This window comes from Pragia fontium (assembly GCF_900638655.1).
Lineage (GTDB): Bacteria > Pseudomonadota > Gammaproteobacteria > Enterobacterales > Enterobacteriaceae > Pragia > Pragia fontium.
The window spans coordinates 2,407,768-2,429,633 of the sequence record NZ_LR134531.1; the positions used below are offsets into that span (position 1 = coordinate 2,407,768).

Here is a 21,866-nt window from a genome sequence, read left to right on the forward strand (position 1 = left end):
TGTTTTTCAAAAACTTAGCATCATCCTCGAAAAACAGTAAAAAACAGCCAAAAACCAAAAGCTGAATGGTGTCAGCATGGCATTATTGTGATACAGATCACGATATAAGCCAATATGAATAGGTAAGCTGTATCACAAGTCATCCATAAGCAGGTTGGGATAATATATTTTAGCTGCTATCAATAAAATATCTTCTGATAACAATAGATTAAGTTAAATTTTTTCAGTAAGTAAATCGTGTTGATATATTAAAACGTTCACCATACTTAATACTGACACCGCGGCCTACTCACTAAAAAAATTTATCAATCTTAGGAGAGTCCCATGATAGTAAGTAACGCTACTGAACTTAATGCACTGGTTGCTCGAGTGAAAAAAGCGCAACGCGAGTATGCTAATTACACTCAGGAACAAGTCGATAAAATCTTCAGAGCAGCTGCGCTGGCTGCGGCAAATGCGCGGATTCCTCTGGCTAAAATGGCCGTTGAAGAGTCAGGTATGGGAATTGTCGAAGATAAAGTGATTAAAAATCACTTTGCATCCGAATACATTTATAACAAATACAAAGACGAAAAAACCTGCGGTATTCTGGAAGAAGATGAGACTTTTGGAACCATTACTATCGCCGAGCCCACTGGCATTATCTGCGGCATTGTTCCAACCACCAACCCAACGTCTACTGCCATTTTCAAGGCACTGATTAGTCTAAAGACTCGTAACGGTATTATTTTCTCACCCCATCCTCGTGCCAAGAATGCAACCAATGAAGCCGCAAATATTGTGCTACAGGCAGCCATTGCGGCAGGAGCACCAAAAGATATTATTGGCTGGATCGACGTACCCAGCGTAGAACTGTCTAATCAGTTAATGCATCACCCTGATATTAACCTGATTCTTGCCACCGGCGGCCCAGGTATGGTTAAGGCGGCTTATAGCTCAGGTAAACCCGCTATTGGCGTTGGCGCAGGTAATTCTCCAGTAGTGATTGATGAAACCGCTGATATTAAGCGTGCTGTTGCCTCTATTCTGATGTCTAAAACCTTTGATAATGGCGTTATCTGCGCATCAGAGCAGTCTGTTATCGTGATAGATAAAATTTATGATGCCGTGCGTGAGCGTTTTGCCTCTCACGGTGGCTATATGCTACAAGGCAAAGAATTAAAAGCCGTTCAAGGCATTATCCTTAAAAACGGTGGGATCAATGCGGCTATCGTTGGTCAGCCAGCGGTTAAAATCGCAGAGATGGCAGGTATTAACGTTCCGGCAACCACAAAAGTACTGATTGGTGAAGTCACTGACGTTGATGAATCAGAACCTTTTGCTCATGAAAAACTTTCCCCCATGTTAGCCATGTATCGGGCTAAAAACTTTAACGATGCCGTTGATAAAGCTGAAAAACTGGTGGCTATGGGCGGTATCGGTCATACCTCTGGCCTGTATACCGATCAAGATAATCAAAGTGAACGTATCGCTTATTTCGGCGATAAGATGAAGACCGCTCGTATTCTCATTAATACCCCGACATCTCAGGGCGGTATTGGTGACCTTTATAACTTTAAGCTGGCACCATCATTAACTTTAGGCTGTGGTTCATGGGGAGGAAACTCTATATCTGAAAACGTGGGTCCTAAACATCTTATTAATAAGAAGACCGTCGCTAAGCGAGCTGAAAATATGTTATGGCATAAACTTCCTAAATCAATCTACTTCCGCCGAGGTTCACTACCTATTGCTTTAGAAGAAGTGGCAACTGATGGTGCTAAGCGCGCATTTATCGTTACCGACCGTTTCTTATTCAATAATGGTTATGCCGATCAAATCACTAATGTGTTAAAACAACACGGTGTTGAAACAGAGGTTTTCTTTGAAGTCGAAGCCGATCCTACGCTGAGCATAGTGCGCAAGGGAGCGGAACAAATGCACTCCTTTAAGCCTGATGTCATTATTGCATTAGGCGGCGGTTCGCCTATGGATGCGGCGAAAATTATGTGGGTGATGTATGAACATCCAGAGACCCATTTTGAAGAGCTAGCCTTAAGATTTATGGATATCCGGAAACGCATCTATAAATTCCCTAAAATGGGTGTGAAAGCGAAAATGATTGCGATCACCACAACATCAGGTACCGGCTCAGAAGTCACCCCATTTGCCGTCGTCACCGATGATAAAACCGGTATGAAATATCCATTGGCTGATTACGCCTTAACACCAGATATGGCGATAGTTGATGCTAATCTGGTTATGGATATGCCTAAATCATTATGTGCTTTTGGTGGTCTGGATGCGGTCACCCACGCTCTGGAAGCCTATGTTTCCGTATTAGCCAACGAATATACCGATGGCCAAGCGCTACAGGCATTAAAACTGCTGAAGGAGTATCTACCCCTTAGCTATAAAGAAGGCGCTAAAAACCCGGTAGCGCGTGAGCGGGTACATAATGCCGCCACCATTGCAGGCATTGCTTTCGCAAACGCTTTCCTTGGCGTTTGCCATTCAATGGCGCATAAACTAGGTTCAGAGTTTCATTTACCACATGGTTTAGCCAACGCCTTGTTGATTTGTAACGTCATTCGCTATAACGCCAATGATAATCCAACAAAGCAGACAGCCTTCAGTCAATACGATCGCCCGCAATCCCGTCGCCAGTATGCAGAAATTGCCGATCACCTTGGTCTTTCTGCTGTAGGCGACCGCACTGGCGCTAAAATCGAGAAACTATTAGATTGGCTTGATGATATTAAGAAACAATTAGATATCCCGGCATCAATTCGTGAAGCGGGAGTGTCTGAAGCTGACTTCTTGGCCAAGGTCGATAAATTATCTGAAGATGCGTTCGACGATCAGTGTACCGGCGCTAATCCGCGTTATCCGCTGATTTCTGAATTGAAAACAATTCTTCTGGATACTTACTATGGCCGCAACTACATGGAACAACAACAGTCCCAAATCGTTGTGGAAACCAAAGCGAAATCCTCAGTGAAAAAGAATAAAAAGTAGTGTGATAAATATCGTTAACAACCGCCTTCACTTCACGAAGGCGGTTTTTTTTATTCTGTTAACCCGTTCATTATCTCGTTTGTGAGTACGTTAAGTACGCTTCATGCTTGCTGACCATGGTGAAACTGCATTATCCAGCCACTGCCTCCCTCTGCTGACTCCATAAGAACAAACTGGCAACACATCTAGTCAGCTTACAAATAGGACAAGGAATATAGTCTTAAAATTAACATATTGATTTTTCTATACTAAAAATAACTCTTAGTTTTTATCATATTAAGTTAAGAATTATGAAGAATTATAAATAAATGTAACATTAGCCAACAACGTCTCTAACATAACCACAATGAGATAAAACACATCATCGCCATATGATGTGACTATCTTAACAATCACTCAGACTCCTCTCTGATATCACCAAAAACATTTTTTCCTTTAAATAGAGAGAGTAACCAGAATAACGCTCAATATTGGCTAATATATATGAGCCCACACCATAATAAGTTGACTCAAAAATGATAAGATTGATAAGGATGTAACGTATATTCTCTACGGGAAAATGACACGATATTACAACATAAACCTAATTTTGATTTTATTTTGAAAGGACTGGAAACATATACCCATTGGTCCTGAGACATAAACAATGGTACCCACCTAAAAAAGCCCCTAGCCCCGGTATTCACGCCACTAAAACGGGAGCCCATGTTTTGATTACATAAAATATATGACGCATGTAAACACGTTAATCCATAGCGGCAAAAAATTTGCACGCTAAGTATTTTTCCTAGAACTATATCTTAAACTCACACTTTTTTATTTACTTACCGGCTATAAAATCACTCATCGTTATAAATATCCCTGCTGATAAATAAACTTTTAACATATCGCCCTCCAACCGATGAAAACCTAGCTAACTTATTAAAATTCAAGATAGTTAGCATTTACAAATAGCAATAATTAAAATTTACGTTAGTCAGTAACCTAATTTATAACTAACCATTATTGATGATTTATGTCTTTTTATTAGTGAAAATCATAACATTAATAGCTTAAATATCTCTTTCCGACTATTATCTATGTGAATTAAAACGCCCTTTAACTGGTCAGGGGATATAGGCCGAAATTTGTTAATCCAGACGAAATGTGTTTTTTTGACCTATTTTCCTCCTTACATTGACAATATTTGACTATCGCTTATAAATAAATTAACTTTATTTATGTAATACCCTATTGCAGAATTTAATTCAGCGTTTTATTATTGATGAAAATTTCAATCCATAATTAATTTGAGAACGATACAATGAGCGAAGCATTAAAAGTCCTTAACAACATCCGTACTTTGCGTGCTCAAGCAAGAGAATGCTCTCTTGAGACTTTAGAAGAAATGTTAGAAAAAATGGAAGTTGTAGTAAAAGAGCGTCGTGAAGAAGAACAGGCTAGCCAAGCTGAAATTCAAGAACGCACTCGTAAATTACAACAATATCGTGAAATGCTGATCGCTGATGGCATTGATCCTAATGAATTACTTCAAACTCTTTCTGCAGCTAAAATCTCAAGTAAGTCTAAGCGCGCAGCTCGCCCAGCTAAATATCAGTTCACTGATGAAAACGGTGAGCTAAAAACCTGGACTGGCCAAGGCCGTACACCAGCAGTTATTAAGAAAGCTATTGAAGAACAAGGTAAATCCCTAGACGATTTCCTGCTGTAATTAGCTAATATTATCCTTAAAAGCCTCCATTTTATGGGGGCTTTTATCTTTTCGGGTGCTAAATATAATATTGTTCTTCTAATCCTTTGCTAAGTATTGAATATTTTACCGGGCCTGTATTAAATCAGCACGCATTCAACGACGCTTCAGTAAATATTCCTAAACATTTTTAGATAATTACAATTGTAACAATACCAATTACAACCAAATGCGTTGATTTTTCCCATATCCGTTATTAAGTATCAATAATAATTAATAAAAAAAGGGCAAAGCCCTTTTTAAATATCATCAGGTAAATATTACCCACTATTGATAAAAGCTCCGGTACCAATCAACAAATCTCTGTACGCCATCTTCAACAGACGTTTGCGGTTTAAAGCCGATCGCTTTATCTAATGCGGAAGTATCCGCACTCGTTTCCAAAACGTCACCTGGTTGCATTGGCAACAAATTCTTTTTAGCTATTTTCCCTAATGCTCTTTCAAGAGATTCAATATATTCCATCAAACGTACAGGTTGGCTATTGCCAATATTATATATGGCATAAGGAGCAGAGCTTGTCGCTGGCGAACCTGTTTCAACCGTCCATGATGGATTAGCTGCTGGGATAACCGCCTGTATACGAACTATCGACTCAACAATATCATCGATATAGGTAAAGTCCCTGCGCATATCCCCATGGTTATAAACATCAATACTTCGTCCTTCAATAATCGCCTTGGTAAACTTGAATAAGGCCATATCAGGACGCCCCCAAGGGCCATAGACGGTAAAAAAGCGCAATCCGGTAGTCGGCAAATTAAACAGATGGGAATATGAGTGAGACATTAGCTCATTGGCTTTTTTAGTCGCCGCATACAGCGAAATAGGATGATCAACCGTATCATTCGTAGAGAATGGTAGCTTACGATTTAATCCATACACTGAACTTGAAGAAGCGTATAGAAGGTGCTCAATTTTATGATGTCGGCACCCTTCCAGAATATTTAAGTGGCCGATAAGGTTTGCATCAGCATAAGCATGAGGATTCTCTAACGAATAGCGCACCCCAGCCTGAGCTGCCAGATGAATCACCCGCTGGAATCCCTCAGCAGCAAACAATGCGGCCATCCCCTCTCTATCAGCTAAATCGAGCTTGATAAAGCGAAACTGAGGGTGTTCTTCAATCAGTGCAAGGCGAGCCTCCTTGAGGCTCACATCATAATAATCGTTAAGGTTGTCGATACCGACAACCTCATGACCTAACGAAAGAAGGCGCTGGCTAACGTGAAAACCAATAAAACCAGCAGCGCCAGTAACTAAAAATTTCATCATAGACCTTAAATAACGGGATTAACGGAGGCTCCGCGGCCGATACCATAATAGGTAAACCCACGTTGGTTCATTCTTTCCGGTTCGTACAGATTACGCCCGTCAAAAACAACAGGATGTTTAAGCGTAGCTTTAATCAAGTCAAAATCTGGCGCACGGAAATTTTGCCATTCCGTACAAATAATTAATGCATCAGCGTTATGCAATGTTGCCTCTTTCGTGCCCATTAAGAGCAAATCGTCACGATTGCCATATATGCGCTGGGCTTCTTCCATGGCTTCTGGATCGAAAGCCTGAACTTTAGCTCCGGCTTGCCATAACGCTTCCATAAGAACCCGACTGGATGACTCTCTCATATCGTCAGTATTTGGTTTAAATGCCAGTCCCCACAGCGCAAACGTCCGACCTTTTAGATCGCCATTAAAATGGCGCTGTACGAAACTAAATAGTTTATGTTTTTGTCTGGCATTAACGGCTTCAACAGCCTGAAGTAGTTCTGGCTGATATCCGATATGTTGAGCAGTACGGATTAACGCTTGTACGTCTTTAGGGAAGCAAGAACCGCCGTAGCCACAACCAGGATAAATAAAATGGTAGCCAATACGAGAATCCGAACCAATACCTTGACGAACTTTCTCGATATCAGCACCCAGCATCTCGGCTAAATTAGACATCTCATTCATAAAGCTGATTTTAGTCGCCAGCATACAGTTGGCGGCATATTTAGTCAGCTCGGCGCTGCGGATATCCATAATCACCATTCTGTCATGATTACGGTTAAAAGGACTGTACAGCTCACGAATCAAATCCAATACTTGCTCATTATCCGTACCGATAACAATGCGCTCCGGTTTCATACAGTCAGAAACAGCGGCACCTTCTTTGAGGAATTCAGGATTTGACACAACGTCAAACGATAGTTCTGACTGACGTTTTTTCAAGGTTTCACTAACAACTTCATGGACTTTGTCTGCGGTTCCTACCGGCACGGTAGATTTGTCAATAATCACTTTATAACTTGTCATATGCTCAGCAATGGTGCGAGCAACAGCGGTGACATATTTTAAGTCAGCGGAACCATCTTCATCCGGTGGAGTACCAACAGCGATAAATTGAATTTCGCCATGAGCAACGCCTTGTTTAGCATCGGTGGTGAAAATCAGCCGTCCTGCTTCATAATTTTCTTTAACCAAAGGGGTTAGCCCTGGTTCAAAAATAGGAATAATACCTTTTTTAAGATTGGCGACTTTAGTTTCATCAATGTCAACGCACATCACATCATGGCCAACTTCAGCCAATACGGCGGCCTGAACCAAACCAACATAACCAATACCAAAAACTGTTACTTTCATCTTATGATATCCACATATACCGTTAATTAGTTCTTCGCAGACAGTTGCAGCTGTTGCAACCAAGAATGAAATTCGCTACCCAGACTTGCATGACGTAAGCCATACTCCACAAAAGCCTGCATATACCCCATCTTGTTGCCGCAATCGTGGCTGCGCCCTCTAATGTGATAAGCATCCACCGGCTGGGACTCCATTAATAATGCAATCGCATCAGTTAACTGGATTTCATCACCTGCTCCCGGTGGAATTTTAGATAACAGCGGCCAAATATCAGCAGACAGGACATAGCGCCCCACAATCGACAGATTGGATGGAGCCTCAGTGACGCTTGGTTTCTCTACCACTTTAATAATTGGCGCACTTTCTCCCGCTGTCAGGGCATAACCATCACAATCAACAATACCGTAATCACTCACTTCGTTAATCGGAACAGGTTCAACCATAATTTGGCTATGTCCAGTTTCTTCATAACGAGAAAGCATCTCACTGAGATTATCTTTCTTCGGATTAGAGTCATACTCATCAATAATCACGTCAGGCAGCACGACGGCAAAAGGCTCATGTCCTACTAGCGGATATGCGCACATAATGGCATGACCTAACCCTTTTGCCAGCCCTTGACGTACATGCATAATGGTCACATTACTGGGGCAAATAGCCTGTACTTCATCTAGTAATTGGCGCTTAACTCGCTTTTCCAAAATAGCTTCCAACTCAAAGCTGGTATCAAAATGGTTTTCTATCGAGTTTTTAGAAGAATGGGTTACCAATACAATATGATCAATTCCGGCCGCAATACATTCATTCACCACATACTGAATAAGCGGCTTATCAACCAGCGGTAACATCTCTTTCGGAATGGCTTTGGTCGCGGGTAGCATCCTGGTTCCTAATCCAGCAACCGGTATGATGGCTTTTTTGATCTTAGGCTGTGACATAGAGTAAATTCTCACTATTCAAAATATCAAGGGCCTGTTCAGAGATAAGACGCTCTGGCGTTCATAACATGAATCCGGCCTTGTTCAGCATTGTCCTGCCCCATATTTAGACATTCAGTGTCATAAGATTATGGAGTATAGCTATTCAGAACAAATAGTTGCCTCAGTATATCAGGTAAGGTGATATTATCCGATAAACTTCCTTATCTTAATAATGCGATAAATCATCAATATCTATGATTAAGGCGTGACATTTAGCTGTAGGCGGCCGCCATTTCCCCATATACGACAACTCCAACGTTCGGCCACCAAACTGGTTTGGCTGGGATAGAGGGTTTGTAATGTTCCCATAGGAACACTATCATTTAATTCGTATTTTCGATCGTTAGCATCAATAGAAATATGCAATCCCGCGGAAACAACCAGTAGCTTTTGCTTCGGCACATGGTAATAGCCAGCTAAAAATGGAAACTGCCCTTCCAGATAAGATTGATGTAATAACTTATTGATACGATTAAGTACCGTCGACATTTGCGGCAAGGCTTCATTCTGCTCGGCTAAATGTTCTTGCAATAAATTATTGAATAAGGCGCGTAACATTAATGCCGCCAGTACCCCTTTATTACCAACTTTAGAGATGTCCAGACAGTAAAAAGCGAAGTCATCGTTAGATAGCGCTGCGATGTCAAAAACAATACCTGGACGATCTACCAACGTTAATTGACGATAGTTGATATTACAGCCAGAAACGACCTGTTGTGCCGGAGGTTGTAACTGCTGCAGCAAGTGCAATGCTTCTTGCGGTTTTTCGCTTAAATCTGCCCAATCTTCCAACATGGCGATTTCATCGCTGGCAGGAGACGAGAAGAGATAGGGATAAAAACAGGCTAATAGTGCCTCTCTCAGGTGATTTAAATCAGAGATTGGCTTGAGTAAAACATCATGAACACCGAGGCGCAGCATTTTATCGACATCGGTGATTTTCTCCGTGGCCGAAATGACAATAACCGGGATCTGACATCCCTGATGTCTCAGGCGGTCAACTAAGGTAATACCGTCCATATTCGGCATATTTAAATCACAAATCATCAATTCCGGTTGAAACTGTTCAACATAGACTAATGCTTGCTCACCATCTTCCGCTTCACCAATGACGGCCCCAAGTGAAGTAAGGTATCCAGCCAGCATTGAGCGGAATACAGCATCATCTTCAACAAGCAATATGTGTTTATTAACTAAAGGGGGTGTCATATCAACTTCCATGCTTCACGGTTTATTATATTTTGGTCCAAAATTGGCACTTATGCCTGCTAAATTCATTATTTATTCTTGATAATTATTATTGTTAGGCTTTTCAATCTTCATCATGAGATTCCTCATTGCAGTTTTCCTGCCACTCTGTTTAAGTTAAAGTTCTGGCTAATCATCTTTCTTATGACACAAAGGAGTTCATATTGTTCAACCCGTGCCCTTGCGATAGTTTAAAAGAGTTCAGTTTATGCTGTCAGCCTCTTATATTAGGACAAACTATCGCATTAACCACGCTGGATTTAATGAAATCCCGTTACAGTGCCTATGTCAAACATGACGTTAATTATTTAATCTCCACATGGCATCCGGACTATCGTCATCCTGAGTTAGCGGAGTCCCTCACCCACAGCTTTGAGAATACTGAATGGCTGGGATTAACCATCATCTCAACCGCAGACGGCTTAAATGAAGGATACGTTGAGTTTATCGCTAAATTTCGTGATACCCAGACACAAGAGCATCATGCCATTCATGAACGTTCTCATTTTATAAAACAGAAAGACAGTTGGTACTATACCTCGGGTGTTAAACCTTCGTTTGGACGTAATGAGCTATGCCCTTGCCATTCTGGAAAAAAATATAAAAAATGTTGCGGAAAATAATTGAATCAAACCATCGGCTATTGAATCGCGGTATGCCACAATGAACGCCGGTTTATACCTATAACCCCCCTTATAATAAAATAAGTAACAGCACACATCCAAAGGCCAGAAAAAACATGCAAAAGAAAATACTACGTACCATTTGCCCTGATGCTAAAGGACTTATCGCCAAGATAACCAACATTTGTTACAAGCATCAATTGAACATTGTGCAAAATAATGAATTCGTCGACCATCGCACTGGCCACTTTTTTATGCGTACAGAGCTTGAGGGATATTTTAACGATCAAACTCTGTTGGCCGATTTAGACGGTGCCTTACCTGAAGGCTCCATCCGCGAGTTGAATGAGGCCGGTAAACAAAAAATCGTTATTTTAGTCACCAAAGAAGCCCACTGTTTGGGCGATTTACTGATGAAGAGCACTTACGGTGGTTTGGATGTTGAAATTGCTGCGGTTATCGGCAACCATGATACATTGCGCACTTTGGTGGAACGCTTTGATATTCCATTTCATCTGATTAGCCATGAAGGCTTAACCCGTGATGAACATGACAAATTAGTGGTTGAGGCGATTGACGAGATTGCTCCTGACTATGTGGTTCTAGCCAAGTATATGCGTATCCTGACCCCTGACTTTGTGCGCCACTATCCTAATCGTATCATTAATATTCACCATTCATTTCTACCAGCCTTTATCGGTGCGCGTCCTTATCACCAAGCTTATGAACGTGGCGTGAAAATTATTGGTGCAACGGCTCATTTTGTTAATGATAATCTTGATGAAGGACCAATTATCATGCAGGACGTTATCCACGTCGACCACACATACAGCGCAGAAGATATGATGCGTGCCGGTCGGGATGTTGAAAAGAATGTATTAAGCCACGGCTTACATCATGTGCTCACTCAGCGAGTTTTTGTTTACGGTAATAGAACCGTCATTCTTTAATTACAATCCTCACTGAAAGTCAGGCGGCATGTCTTGTTCATGCCGCTATAATCAAAAGTACAGTAAACCACCGCTTCACGTTGGAAAAATCAGCAATCACTTATTTTTTCCATCAGAATGCTTTACAGTCCGCCGGACTTTGGTATGATGCGCGTCCCTGCTGTAAAGCAGAATAATAAATATCGTTATTGGTGGGATTCCCGAGCGGCCAAAGGGAGCAGACTGTAAATCTGCCGTCACAGACTTCGAAGGTTCGAATCCTTCTCCCACCACCATCTTATTTGATTCTTATCTTTACCCCATTACTACTCTTGCGCCAATCATTTCTCCTTAGGAGAAGGTTGAGAAGCTTCGACCAAGGTTCGAGCCGAGCAACGCGAGACAACGTTGCGATCAGCAACGGCCCGTAGGGCGAATCACAACGTGATGAGTCATCCTTCTCCCACCACCATCCTTATTCAAGCATCTGGTTTACTCCGCAACTTCTCTGGTGATTATTACTCCTCGGGAGAAGGTGAGAAGCTTCGATTAAGGTTCGAGCCGAGCAACGCGAGACAACGTTGCGATCAGCAACGGCCCATAGGGCGAATCACAACGTGATGAGTCATCCTTCTCCCACCACCATCTTATTTGATTCTTAGTTTTACCTCACCACTCTTATTCCAAAGTGATGCATTAATAGCATCAACAATTCATCGATTTTTTCATCCCTAACTTGAAGCGAGAGATTAAATAAGCTATACCAAGCCCCTTATATTCATTTATCAGGGTGTCTCATGCGTAAAAATATTTGTGTTTATTGTGGTGCTAGCACCGGGAATAATCCTGTCTATGCTGAAGCGGCTCAACAACTTGGAAAAGCCATTGCACAACAAGGTCGTCGCTTAATTTATGGTGGTGGTAACAAAGGTCTGATGGGCATTTTGGCTAATTCAGTATTAGAGGCTGGCGGTGAAGTAACCGGCGTTATTCCTGAGCTTTTGGTTGAGGCCGAAACCGCGCACCATGGTTTAACCAAGCTGGAAATTGTGGCCGATATGCACATTCGCAAAGCACGCATGAGTGAGTTGGCCGATGGGTTTATTGCCCTTCCTGGTGGCATTGGTACCTTTGAAGAGCTATTTGAGGTGTGGACCTGGAGCCAAATTGGCTACCATAAAAATCCGGTTGGCTTATTGAATATTCAAGATTTTTACTCACCGATGAGTCAATTCTTGCAGCATGTTGTTGATGAAGGATTTGTACGCCAGAGCTATCTGAATACGCTATTAGTCAGTGATTCGGCTCATCAGCTGCTGGAACAGTTTGATCAATACCAGCCACATAACCTCGATCGCTGGGCTAAATAATTAGCCTCTGATCTGGCCGATGTAGTCAACAATACTACATCGGTTAATGTAACAATAAGACTCAATCTCTGTTACTATTGTTCAACCTTCTTGGCAGATAAAAGACGATACTCATGAAATTTATATCATTTAATATCAATGGATTAAGAGCCCGCCCGCACCAGCTTGCTGCGATTATTGAACAGCACCAGCCGGATGTGATCGGATTACAGGAAACCAAAGTCCATGATGATATGTTTCCGCTTGAGGAAGTGAGTCAACACGGTTATCACGTCTTTTACCATGGTCAAAAAGGCCATTATGGCGTAGCTCTGTTAACCAAAGCAGAACCACTCGCGGTAAGAAAAGGGTTTCCAACCGATGATGATGAAGCCCAGCGCCGTATTATCATGGCCGATCTCGCTACCCCAATGGGTACATTAACCGTTATCAATGGTTATTTCCCTCAGGGTGAGAGCCGCGATCACGCCACAAAATTCCCTGCTAAACAGAAATTCTACGCCGACTTACAGTCCTATCTGGAACAACAGTTAGATCCGGCTAATCCAGTAGTGATTATGGGCGATATGAACATTAGCCCAACCGATAACGATATTGGCATCGGTGAAGATAGCCGTAAACGTTGGTTACGTACTGGAAAATGCTCATTCCTACCGGAAGAGCGGGAGTGGATGGCTAAACTATTGGACTGGGGATTAGTGGATACTTTCCGTCATGCCCACCAAGAAACAACCGACCGATATTCATGGTTTGACTATCGCTCTCGTGGATTTGATGAAAACCGCGGACTGCGTATCGATCTGGTATTAGCCAGTCAGGCCTTAGCTCCCCACTGCATCGCTACCGGTATTGATTACGATATTCGAGCCATGGAAAAACCTTCCGACCACGCTCCTATATGGGCTGAGTTTAAGCTCTGAACTCCTCAATAGACTAACTGCCTTTCCCTCCCGGGAAGGGCATACCTTTGCTGACCATCATGAAAATCATTAATGTTGTCGCTGCAATTATTGAGCATCAAGATCATATCTTAATCGCCCAACGGGATAACCAAAGCGATCTTGCTGGCTACTGGGAATTCCCGGGTGGCAAAATTGAAGCTAATGAAACACCTCAGCAGGCACTCTGCCGTGAGCTGTATGAGGAGTTGAATATTGAACAGGTAAAGGTCACCGATTACATCGCAACCAGCCACATTCGGCTGCCTGAACGCATAATACAGCTACAGGCATGGAAAGTTGTCGCCTATCAGGGAAATATCCAGCTACATTGCCATACTGACTATCGTTGGGTAACCCCCGATGAGGCTCGACATTACCTGCTGGCTCCGGCAGATATTCCCTTGTTAAACGCCTATTGTCTTACGTTGCTAAAAAAATAGGCTGAATTACTCTTCACTCTTTTTTTTGCTGGTTTTAGCGCGTTTCTTTTTCGGCTTACTTTCCGCTTCGTCTACCGTTGTCTGTATGCCTTTAAACACCTTTGGCATGCGATTACGCTTAGCCTGATAGATCAGTTCCTGCAATGTGATGACCATCGGCTGCATAAAATCCTGATAGCGGCACTGCTTTTCACTAATTTGGGTCAAGGTAGATTCCCAGTGTGCTGTCATATCAGGCCGGGCAGCGGTTTCTGGTAAACAATGGATCAATGCACGTCCCGCTTCCGTAGCGGTAATCGCTCGTCCTTTTTTCTGCAAAAAGCGGCGCTTAAACAACAATTCAATAATACCTGCCCGCGTTGCTTCAGTACCAAGTCCATCCGTTGCTCGCAGGATCTTCTTTAAATCTTTATCCTGAACAAAACGGGCAATTCCCGTCATAGCTGAAAGCAATGATGCATCGGTAAAAGGTCGAGGTGGCTGAGTCTGTTTCTCAACCACTTCGCCATTTTCACACAATAACTCATCACCCTTAGCCACCACTGGTAACGGGGTACCTTCATTCTCTTCATCCCGTTCTTTACTGCCTAATAACACTCGCCAGCCGGCTTCTGCCAGAAAACGGGCTTTGGCAATGAATTTTCCACCGGCGATATCCAGCTCAATCACACACTTGCGGAAAATAGCATCCGGACAAAACTGCATCAGATACTGTCGAGAAACTAACTCATAAATTTTCTGTTCATCCGCTGACAAAGAGACTGATGAACTGCGGGCGGTAGGAATGATCGCATGGTGGGCATCCACTTTTTTGTCATCCCAGCAGCGATTACGTTTTTCAGTATCCATCACCGACAGGGGGAAAAGCTGCGGCTGATGAATTTCAATAGCAGCCAATACCGCATGACGATCGGCAAAATGCTCTTCCGGTAAATAGCGGCTATCGGAACGAGGATAAGTAATTAATTTATGCGTTTCATACAAGCGCTGACACAGATCCAACACTTGCTGGGCGCTTAATCCGTGACGTTTTGCCGCTTCAATTTGTAAGGCAGAAAGAGAGAATGGCAACGGTGCAATATCTGACTCTCGCTTATCATTGTATTCTGTCACATATGCTGGCTGGCCAGTGATGCGTTTAACCACATGCTCCGCCAGAGCACGATTTAATAACCGCCCTTCTTCATCCTGATGAGACTCACAGGATTCACTGGGTTGCCAAATCGCAGTAAAGCGTTCTTCAGCCGGGGTAACAATATGCGCTTTGACCTCAAAAAAATCTTTCGGTACAAAGTTCTCAATTTCTTCATCGCGGCGCACCACCAGCCCAAGCACCGGCGTTTGTACCCGACCTACGGATAACACACCATCATACCCAGCATTGCGCCCTAACAGCGTGTAAGCCCGGGTCATATTAATACCGTAGAGCCAGTCAGCGCGGGCGCGAGCCAAAGCAGAAACACACAAGGGAATAAATTCACGATTATAGCGAAGCTTATCTATCGCCCGGGTAACCGCTTGCGGGTTCAAGTCATTAATCAAACAGCGCTTAACCTGTTGACGTTTTTCCGAATCCAGCTCAAGAAAGTCGAGTACTTCATCGACCAATAGTTGCCCTTCTCTATCCGGGTCACCGGCATGTACCACTTCGCTAGCTTCGGTTAGCAACCGTTTGATCACATTAAGCTGTTTTGCGACCGACTCTCTCGGTTTTAATTGCCATTTTTCAGGAATAATCGGTAGGTCGGCCAGCGACCAACGCGCGTAGCGGGCATCATATTGATCCGGCTGAGCCTGTTCCAGCAAATGACCCACGCACCAGGTTACAACCTGATCGCTGCCACAAACGATATAGCCGTCCTGACGCTTATGCGGTTTAGGTAATACATCTGCAATAGCCCGTGCCAAACTCGGTTTTTCGGCAATAAACAAACGCATTAGTGAATATCATTCAATAAAAAGTCACGAACTTCAGCAAAGTTGCCACGGAAAATAATGCGATCGGCTTTTTTACTAAGCTGATACGCATACATCGGATCATAGTACTCAATCAGTAAAGGCACCAACCAGCTTTCATGTTGTGTACTACCCTTACCTTGTTTCTGAGCTAACAGCGCCATATCCAACTCGTTAAGCAGCACCTGATAACGCTCCATGCCTAATCGCTTACGAATAGCAAACATGCCGTGGCGCAGATATTCGCAGAATTTCTCCCAACCGGATTCAATACCGTAAACCCGTTCAAATTCAGCGCTCATATTATCGATATATTCTTGCTGTAAACGCGCCAGACGAACCTCAAACGGATCTTCAATCACCGCCATCCCCGCTTGCTGCATAGACTCATACATCTCTAACGGAACATGATTTGAGCCGATAGTTTTCCCTTCATCCTCAATCACCCAACGGTTAATACCTGCATGGTGTTTTTTCAGCAAGGTTACCGCGATTCGGTGCTCAAAATTGATCTGGGTACTTTGGCTCACCAGCGTTCGCCCAAAAGAAGAGCCCCGGTGTCGGGCTGCCCCTTCCAAATCAAGACCAAAAGGTAAATCACGAACCAACAGGGTTTTTCCGCATCCGGTATTGCCGCCAATAACCCGTAATGGCATCGTCGCAGCCTGACGATTAATGTCCATCAGACAGTTTCTTAATGCCTTATAACCGCCCTTAACCAGAGGATAATCTACGCCAGCCTCACGTAGCCAGCGTTGGGTTATATGGGAACGTAAGCCACCGCGCAGGCAGTACAAGTATCCCTGCGGATGCTGACGGCAAAAATCTCGCCACTGCTCAATACGTTGTTCACGCGTTTCACCGCTAACCAGCTGTTCTCCCAACGCGATGGCCGCATCCTGCCCCTGCTGCTTATAACAGATACCGACAGCCTGACGCTCATCGTCATTCATCAACGGTAGATTGGTCGCGTGTTCAAACGCACCTTGGATAAATTCAATCGGGGCACGTACGTCTACCAAGGGAAGATCGTTCAGAAAAATATGCTGATAGTCAGCGCTGTCACCACGAAACATCAACAAACCTCAATCAGAGCGCGATCTTGCTGAGCTTCAACTAACTCACCAATAGCCGTTAAGGTTATCTGATGGCGTTCAGCTATTTTACGCACTTCATCTTCAGCCTCAGGCATAACGGCAATTAACAATCCACCAGAAGTTTGCGGGTCACATAATAAATTGCGCTGTAAATCCGTTAATTTACCCACCAAGTGCCCATAACTATCAAAGTTACGTTGGGTACCGCCGGGAACACAGCCTTCTGCAATATATTGTTCAACATCCGGCAGTTTTGGTACCGCGTCAAACCAAACATTAGCCTGAAGCCCGGAACCCTGACAAATCTCGCTTAAATGGCCTAATAAGCCAAACCCGGTGACATCCGTCATGGCCGTTACGCCATCAACTTTAGCTAATTCCGCACCAGGCTTGTTTAATTGGCACATCGTTTCAGTGGCAATACCCTGATGAATATCTTTCAGCTTACTTTTCTTCTCGGCCGTCGTCAGTACACCAATGCCAAGAGGCTTAGTCAGAAATAATTTACAGCCGACTATTGCTGCGCTGTTTTTCTTAATTTGATCGGTACTGACTATGCCGGTGACTGCCAGCCCAAATATCGGCTCTGGCGCATCAATGGAGTGGCCACCGGCCAGAGAAATACCCGCCTGCTGACAAACATAACGACCACCATCAATAACTTTCTGCGCAATTTCAGGCGCCAGCTTGTCAACGGGCCAACCAAGGATGGCAATAGCCATAATCGGCTTGCCGCCCATGGCATAAACATCACTAATCGCATTGGTTGCCGCGATCCGACCAAAATCAAACGGGTCGTCAACGATAGGCATAAAAAAATCGGTGGTACTGATGATGCCAATGCCGTTACCGATATCATAAACTGCGGCATCATCACGGGTTTCATTACCCACTAATAAATGCGGATCGATAAATTTTTCTTGCTCGGAATGGAGAATGGTTTCCAACACCTTAGGTGAGATTTTACATCCACACCCCGCACCATGGCTGTATTGTGTTAAACGGATAGCTTGCTTTGTCATCGTCAATTCCCCTTTCCGACCAAGTCAGTCTTTTGGATTAAGGCTATATAGTAACGCGCCTCACCGCTATTGATAAGACATACCACACAGTTCGTCGATGAACCGCTCAGATTTCAGCCGTTTTCAATAAGATAAACCCGGAAATTTCCGGGTTTTAATTAAGGAACTTCGCCGTTATATTAAAAATACGATACAAAAGGTGAAGTATCTTCGGCTTTCACCTTTGCCGGTTGCACCAACGGCGTACCTAAATAGAGAAAACCAACAATGGCATCCTGCTCACGGCAACCAAATGCGTCTCTGACGATCGGGTTTTCAGTCCAAAATCCACTGCGCCAGATTCCACCGAACCCTTGAGCGACCGCTGCCATCTGCATAGCCTGCACAGCACAACTTGCTGAGGCTATCTGCTCCCATTGGGGCACTTTATGATGCTCAGTGCAGTGTGCAACCACCGTGATAATCATTGGTGCACGTAAAGGTGCCTGTACTGATTTTTCCTGCACCGATTCATCCTGATCGGCATCTAATGCAGCGGCTAGCAACACCTCACCAAATCGGCTACGTGCATCACCTTCAATAATAATAAAACGCCAAGGTTGCAGCATGCCATGATCCGGTGCACGCATACCGGCACGGATAATATTTTCCAGCGCCTCTCCCTGAGGTGCAGGCGCTGATAAACGCGAAGCCGAACGACGATTAAGTAATAATGCTAATGCGTCCATAAGACAGACTCTCCAAATGGGAATGATAGGCAATGATAAAGTTAAAAAACATGTTGATAACACAATATAACGTAAACATTTAACTATTTTACACTGACTTTTTTATCATCAACCTTTAGGATATCCATTATTGTTATTCACAGCTCAAATAACGGAGCAAATATGCGGGCATTGTGGCAAATCATTGTCGCCATCTTCAAACTGAGTTGGCGCGTTCTTAATTTTATCCGTCAGGCCTTTTTCAATCTGATATTTCTCATTGTGTTATTGGTGGGTTTAGGGGCTTACCTTCAGGTTCAAGATGCTAATCAGCGTCCGGAGAAAGGCGCTCTGTTGGTTAACCTAAGCGGGACTATTGTTGACACGCTTAGCTCCGATATCAAGCTACGCCAATTGAGCCAAGAACTCATCGGCGGCAATAACGAGGTACAGGAAAACTCGCTGTTCGATATCGTTAAACAGATTCGTTATGCCAAAGACGACGAAAAAATTAGCGGTATGGTTCTATCATTGAACAACTTTGTCGGCGCCGACCAACCTTCGCTAAAATATATCGGTAAGGCGCTAAAAGAGTTCAGAGACAGTGGTAAACCGATCTATGCCATCGGCGATAGCTATTCTCAGGGACAATATTATCTGGCCAGTTTTGCCAATAAAATTTATCTGTCTCCGATGGGGGATGTTAGTTTGCCTGGTATCGCCACCAACGGTTTGTACTACAAGTCGCTGCTGGATAAGTTAAAAGTCACCACCAATATCTTCCGTGTTGGCACCTATAAATCAGCCGTTGAACCCTTTATTCGTGACGATATGTCACCAGAAGCTCGTCAAGCCGATAGCCGTTGGGTCAATGCCTTATGGTCTAACTACTTGACCGATGTTGCCGCTAACCGTGGCCTTTCCGTTGGCGAGGTTTATCCAGAGCCGACACAATTGATTAAACAGTTGAAAGCCAGCAATGGGAACACCGCTGAGTTTGCGCTAAACAGCAAACTGGTCGATGCCATCCATTCTCGTGCTGACATCGAGAAAGTGCTAACCAAAGAATTTGGCTGGAATGAAAAGAATAAAAACTTCAATTTCACCAGTATTTATAATTATCAGATCCCCGATCCTGAGCCAAAATACGAAAAAGACGCTGAAATTGCAGTTATTTTCGCTAACGGAGCTATCGTTGACGGTCCTGAAATGCCGGGAATGGTAGGTAGCGATACCACTGCCAAACTGTTACGCGATGCTCGTTTAGATGACAATGTTAAAGCAGTCATTCTAAGAGTTAACAGCCCAGGCGGTAGCGTAACCGCTTCAGAAATGATCCGAGCTGAAGTTCAAGCCGTGAAAGATGCCGGAAAACCGGTGGTTGTTTCTATGGGAGGACTGGCAGCATCAGGCGGGTACTGGATATCAACACCTGCTGACTATATTATCTCCAGCCCAAGTACGCTAACCGGCTCTATCGGCATTTTTGGTGTCATTAATACCTTTGAAAACTCCCTTGATGCCATTGGCGTTCATACCGATGGGGTCGCAACATCACCTCTCGCAGAGGCGACCATAACCAAACAGCTGCCGCCGCAATTTGCCGAAATGATGCAGTTAACGATTGAAAATGGCTATAAAACGTTTATCAATCTGGTCGCCAAAGCCCGCAATAAAACACCGGCGGAAGTGGATAAATTAGCCCAGGGAAGAGTCTGGATTGGTTTAGACGCTAAAAATAACGGGCTGGTTGATATGCTTGGGGATTTTGATGATGCCGTTAACAAAGCTGCTGAGCTGGCCAAGTTAGAGAGCTATGATCTTAAATGGACTAAAAATGAACCTGGCTTACGTGATATTTTATTAGGTCAGGCCTCTATTTCAGTCAATAGCTTGCTGCCAGAAGCGTTTAAAATCCAGCTCCCGGCACCGTTACAACAGGTGGCGGATGATATGAATAAACAACCTGGATTTTTCGGTAATATGAACGATCCGGGACATCGTTATATCTACTGCTTAAGCTGTAGCTATTCCAATTAATCCTATTCAAGCCCGGTTCTCACTACCGGGCTTTTTTCTATCCGGCCAGTACGTTTTAATCCCCTGCTGAATCTTCTATAATGAAAATCCCTTCCGGTAAGCGATTTGAATACTCATGCAAAATAAGCAAAAGAAATCGATTTACGTTTCCTATACTGGCGGCACTATTGGCATGCACCGTTCTAAGCATGGCTATATTCCCGTCTCTGGCCATCTACAGCAGCAGTTGGCCCAAATGCCTGAGTTCCATCGGGACGAGATGCCTGAATTTGTGATTAACGAATATCATCCACTGATTGATTCTTCAGATATGACCCCGCAAGACTGGCAAAATATTGCTGATGATATTTATCAGAACTATCAACGTTATGATGGTTTTGTCATTCTACACGGCACCGATACCATGGCTTTCACCGCCTCAGCCCTCTCGTTTATGCTGGAGAATCTTGGGAAGCCCGTTATCGTCACTGGCTCACAAATTCCATTAGCTGAACTGAGGTCGGATGGGCAAACCAATTTGCTCAACGCGCTCTACGTTGCCGCTAATTATCCTATTAACGAAGTTTGTCTGTTTTTCAATAACAAACTATTTCGCGGCAACCGCACCACGAAAGTTCACGCCGACGGCTTTGACGCCTTTGCTTCACCGAATTATCCTGCTTTACTTGAAGCCGGTATTCATATAAAACGCATCGCCTCACCAGACCCATTTGTCCATTCTGGTGCCTTTAAGATTCATCCTATTGCGCCTCAACCGATCGGCGTTATCACTATCTATCCGGGTATTTCGGCGGAAATTATCAGCAATTTTCTACGCCAACCGGTTAAGGCCTTAATTTTGCGCTCATATGGCGTTGGCAATGCGCCACAACGTCCGGATTTACTCGAAGAACTCCGCGATGCTGCTCAACGGGATATTATCGTGGTTAATCTGACACAATGCCTGTCCGGTCGGGTTAATATGGATGACTATGCGACGGGTAATGCCCTATCTCACGCAGGTGTGATCAGTGGATTTGATATGACTGTTGAAGCAGCCCTAACCAAACTACATTTTCTGTTAAGTCAGAACTTACCGGTTAGCGAAGTACGGTCACTGATGCAAAAAAACCTGTGCGGTGAATTAACAGAAAATGAATAAT

17 protein-coding genes, 1 tRNA gene and 2 other RNA genes are annotated in these 21,866 nt (G+C 43.7%); 12 read left to right on the top strand and 8 right to left on the bottom strand.

Going from position 1 to position 21,866, the window contains the following annotated elements; all coding sequences use genetic code 11:
* Positions 1–324 precede the first annotated feature (324 nt).
* Together adhE and hns are read left to right on the top strand one after the other, a co-directional pair.
* The gene (gene adhE, locus EL341_RS10400; protein WP_126467751.1) at positions 325–2,997 is read left to right on the top strand and encodes a bifunctional acetaldehyde-CoA/alcohol dehydrogenase; all 2,673 of its coding nucleotides are present in this window, start codon (positions 325–327) and stop codon (positions 2,995–2,997) included.
* A 1,303-nt stretch (positions 2,998–4,300) separates the two neighbouring features.
* Positions 4,301–4,708 (top strand): histone-like nucleoid-structuring protein H-NS, encoded by a 408-nt coding sequence (hns, locus tag EL341_RS10405; protein WP_047781309.1) that lies wholly within the window; start codon positions 4,301–4,303, stop codon positions 4,706–4,708.
* A 306-nt stretch (positions 4,709–5,014) separates the two neighbouring features.
* On the opposite strand, the gene EL341_RS10410 is transcribed toward hns, so the two are convergent.
* From EL341_RS10410 to rssB, 4 genes are all read right to left on the bottom strand, one after another.
* A complete protein-coding gene (locus EL341_RS10410; RefSeq protein ID WP_074823718.1) occupies positions 5,015–6,019 on the bottom strand; it encodes an NAD-dependent epimerase in 1,005 nt (334 codons plus the stop codon).
* A gap of 8 nt (positions 6,020–6,027) precedes the next feature.
* Positions 6,028–7,371, bottom strand: coding sequence for a UDP-glucose dehydrogenase family protein (locus EL341_RS10415; protein WP_074823569.1), 1,344 nt, complete (start codon positions 7,369–7,371; stop codon positions 6,028–6,030).
* 26 nt (positions 7,372–7,397) lie between these two features.
* Positions 7,398–8,309 (bottom strand): UTP--glucose-1-phosphate uridylyltransferase GalU, encoded by a 912-nt coding sequence (galU, locus tag EL341_RS10420; RefSeq protein WP_047781312.1) that lies wholly within the window; start codon positions 8,307–8,309, stop codon positions 7,398–7,400.
* 240 nt (positions 8,310–8,549) lie between these two features.
* On the bottom strand, positions 8,550–9,560 hold the full coding sequence (rssB, locus tag EL341_RS10425) for a two-component system response regulator RssB (protein ID WP_114986763.1): 1,011 nt from the start codon (positions 9,558–9,560) through the stop codon (positions 8,550–8,552).
* 203 nt (positions 9,561–9,763) lie between these two features.
* On the opposite strand from rssB, the gene EL341_RS10430 reads away from it, so the two are divergent.
* The 8 genes from EL341_RS10430 (at position 9,764) to EL341_RS10465 (ending at position 13,902) form a co-directional block, all read left to right on the top strand.
* A complete protein-coding gene (locus EL341_RS10430; protein ID WP_126467753.1) occupies positions 9,764–10,222 on the top strand; it encodes a YchJ family metal-binding protein in 459 nt (152 codons plus the stop codon).
* A gap of 116 nt (positions 10,223–10,338) precedes the next feature.
* Complete coding sequence (gene purU, locus EL341_RS10435; protein WP_047781315.1) at positions 10,339–11,172, top strand: formyltetrahydrofolate deformylase; 834 nt, start codon at positions 10,339–10,341, stop codon at positions 11,170–11,172.
* Between the two features lie 190 nt (positions 11,173–11,362).
* Positions 11,363–11,447, top strand: a tRNA-Tyr gene (locus EL341_RS10440).
* A gap of 45 nt (positions 11,448–11,492) precedes the next feature.
* A non-coding RNA gene (locus tag EL341_RS10445) (RtT sRNA) lies at positions 11,493–11,623 on the top strand.
* Between the two features lie 43 nt (positions 11,624–11,666).
* Positions 11,667–11,796: non-coding RNA, RtT sRNA (locus tag EL341_RS10450), on the top strand.
* A gap of 152 nt (positions 11,797–11,948) precedes the next feature.
* Positions 11,949–12,521 (top strand): LOG family protein, encoded by a 573-nt coding sequence (locus EL341_RS10455; protein WP_074823577.1) that lies wholly within the window; start codon positions 11,949–11,951, stop codon positions 12,519–12,521.
* 113 nt (positions 12,522–12,634) lie between these two features.
* The gene (gene xthA, locus EL341_RS10460) at positions 12,635–13,441 is read left to right on the top strand and encodes an exodeoxyribonuclease III (protein ID WP_047781317.1); all 807 of its coding nucleotides are present in this window, start codon (positions 12,635–12,637) and stop codon (positions 13,439–13,441) included.
* A 59-nt stretch (positions 13,442–13,500) separates the two neighbouring features.
* Positions 13,501–13,902: a pyrimidine (deoxy)nucleoside triphosphate diphosphatase gene (locus EL341_RS10465; RefSeq protein ID WP_074823579.1), complete on the top strand. Its 402-nt coding sequence runs from the start codon at positions 13,501–13,503 to the stop codon at positions 13,900–13,902.
* A gap of 6 nt (positions 13,903–13,908) precedes the next feature.
* Here EL341_RS10465 and EL341_RS10470 read toward each other — a convergent pair whose 3' ends face one another.
* The 4 genes from EL341_RS10470 to EL341_RS10485 form a co-directional block, all read right to left on the bottom strand.
* Positions 13,909–15,840, bottom strand: a complete 1,932-nt coding sequence (locus EL341_RS10470) for a DNA topoisomerase III (protein WP_126467755.1) — start codon at positions 15,838–15,840, stop codon at positions 13,909–13,911.
* Positions 15,840–16,934 (bottom strand): tRNA 2-selenouridine(34) synthase MnmH, encoded by a 1,095-nt coding sequence (gene mnmH / locus EL341_RS10475; protein WP_047781319.1) that lies wholly within the window; start codon positions 16,932–16,934, stop codon positions 15,840–15,842. Before mnmH ends, EL341_RS10470 begins: the two co-directional genes overlap by 1 nt.
* Positions 16,934–17,977, bottom strand: a complete 1,044-nt coding sequence (selD, locus tag EL341_RS10480; RefSeq protein WP_047781320.1) for a selenide, water dikinase SelD — start codon at positions 17,975–17,977, stop codon at positions 16,934–16,936. The genes mnmH and selD overlap by 1 nt, the downstream gene beginning before the upstream one ends.
* 179 nt (positions 17,978–18,156) lie before the next feature.
* On the bottom strand, positions 18,157–18,705 hold the full coding sequence (locus EL341_RS10485; protein ID WP_074823584.1) for an NAD(P)H nitroreductase: 549 nt from the start codon (positions 18,703–18,705) through the stop codon (positions 18,157–18,159).
* Positions 18,706–18,867: 162 nt separating this feature from the next.
* On the opposite strand from EL341_RS10485, the gene sppA reads away from it, so the two are divergent.
* Together sppA and ansA are read left to right on the top strand one after the other, a co-directional pair.
* On the top strand, positions 18,868–20,724 hold the full coding sequence (gene sppA / locus EL341_RS10490; RefSeq protein ID WP_047781322.1) for a signal peptide peptidase SppA: 1,857 nt from the start codon (positions 18,868–18,870) through the stop codon (positions 20,722–20,724).
* Between the two features lie 115 nt (positions 20,725–20,839).
* The gene (ansA, locus tag EL341_RS10495; RefSeq protein WP_047781323.1) at positions 20,840–21,865 is read left to right on the top strand and encodes an asparaginase; all 1,026 of its coding nucleotides are present in this window, start codon (positions 20,840–20,842) and stop codon (positions 21,863–21,865) included.
* Position 21,866 lies beyond the last annotated feature (1 nt).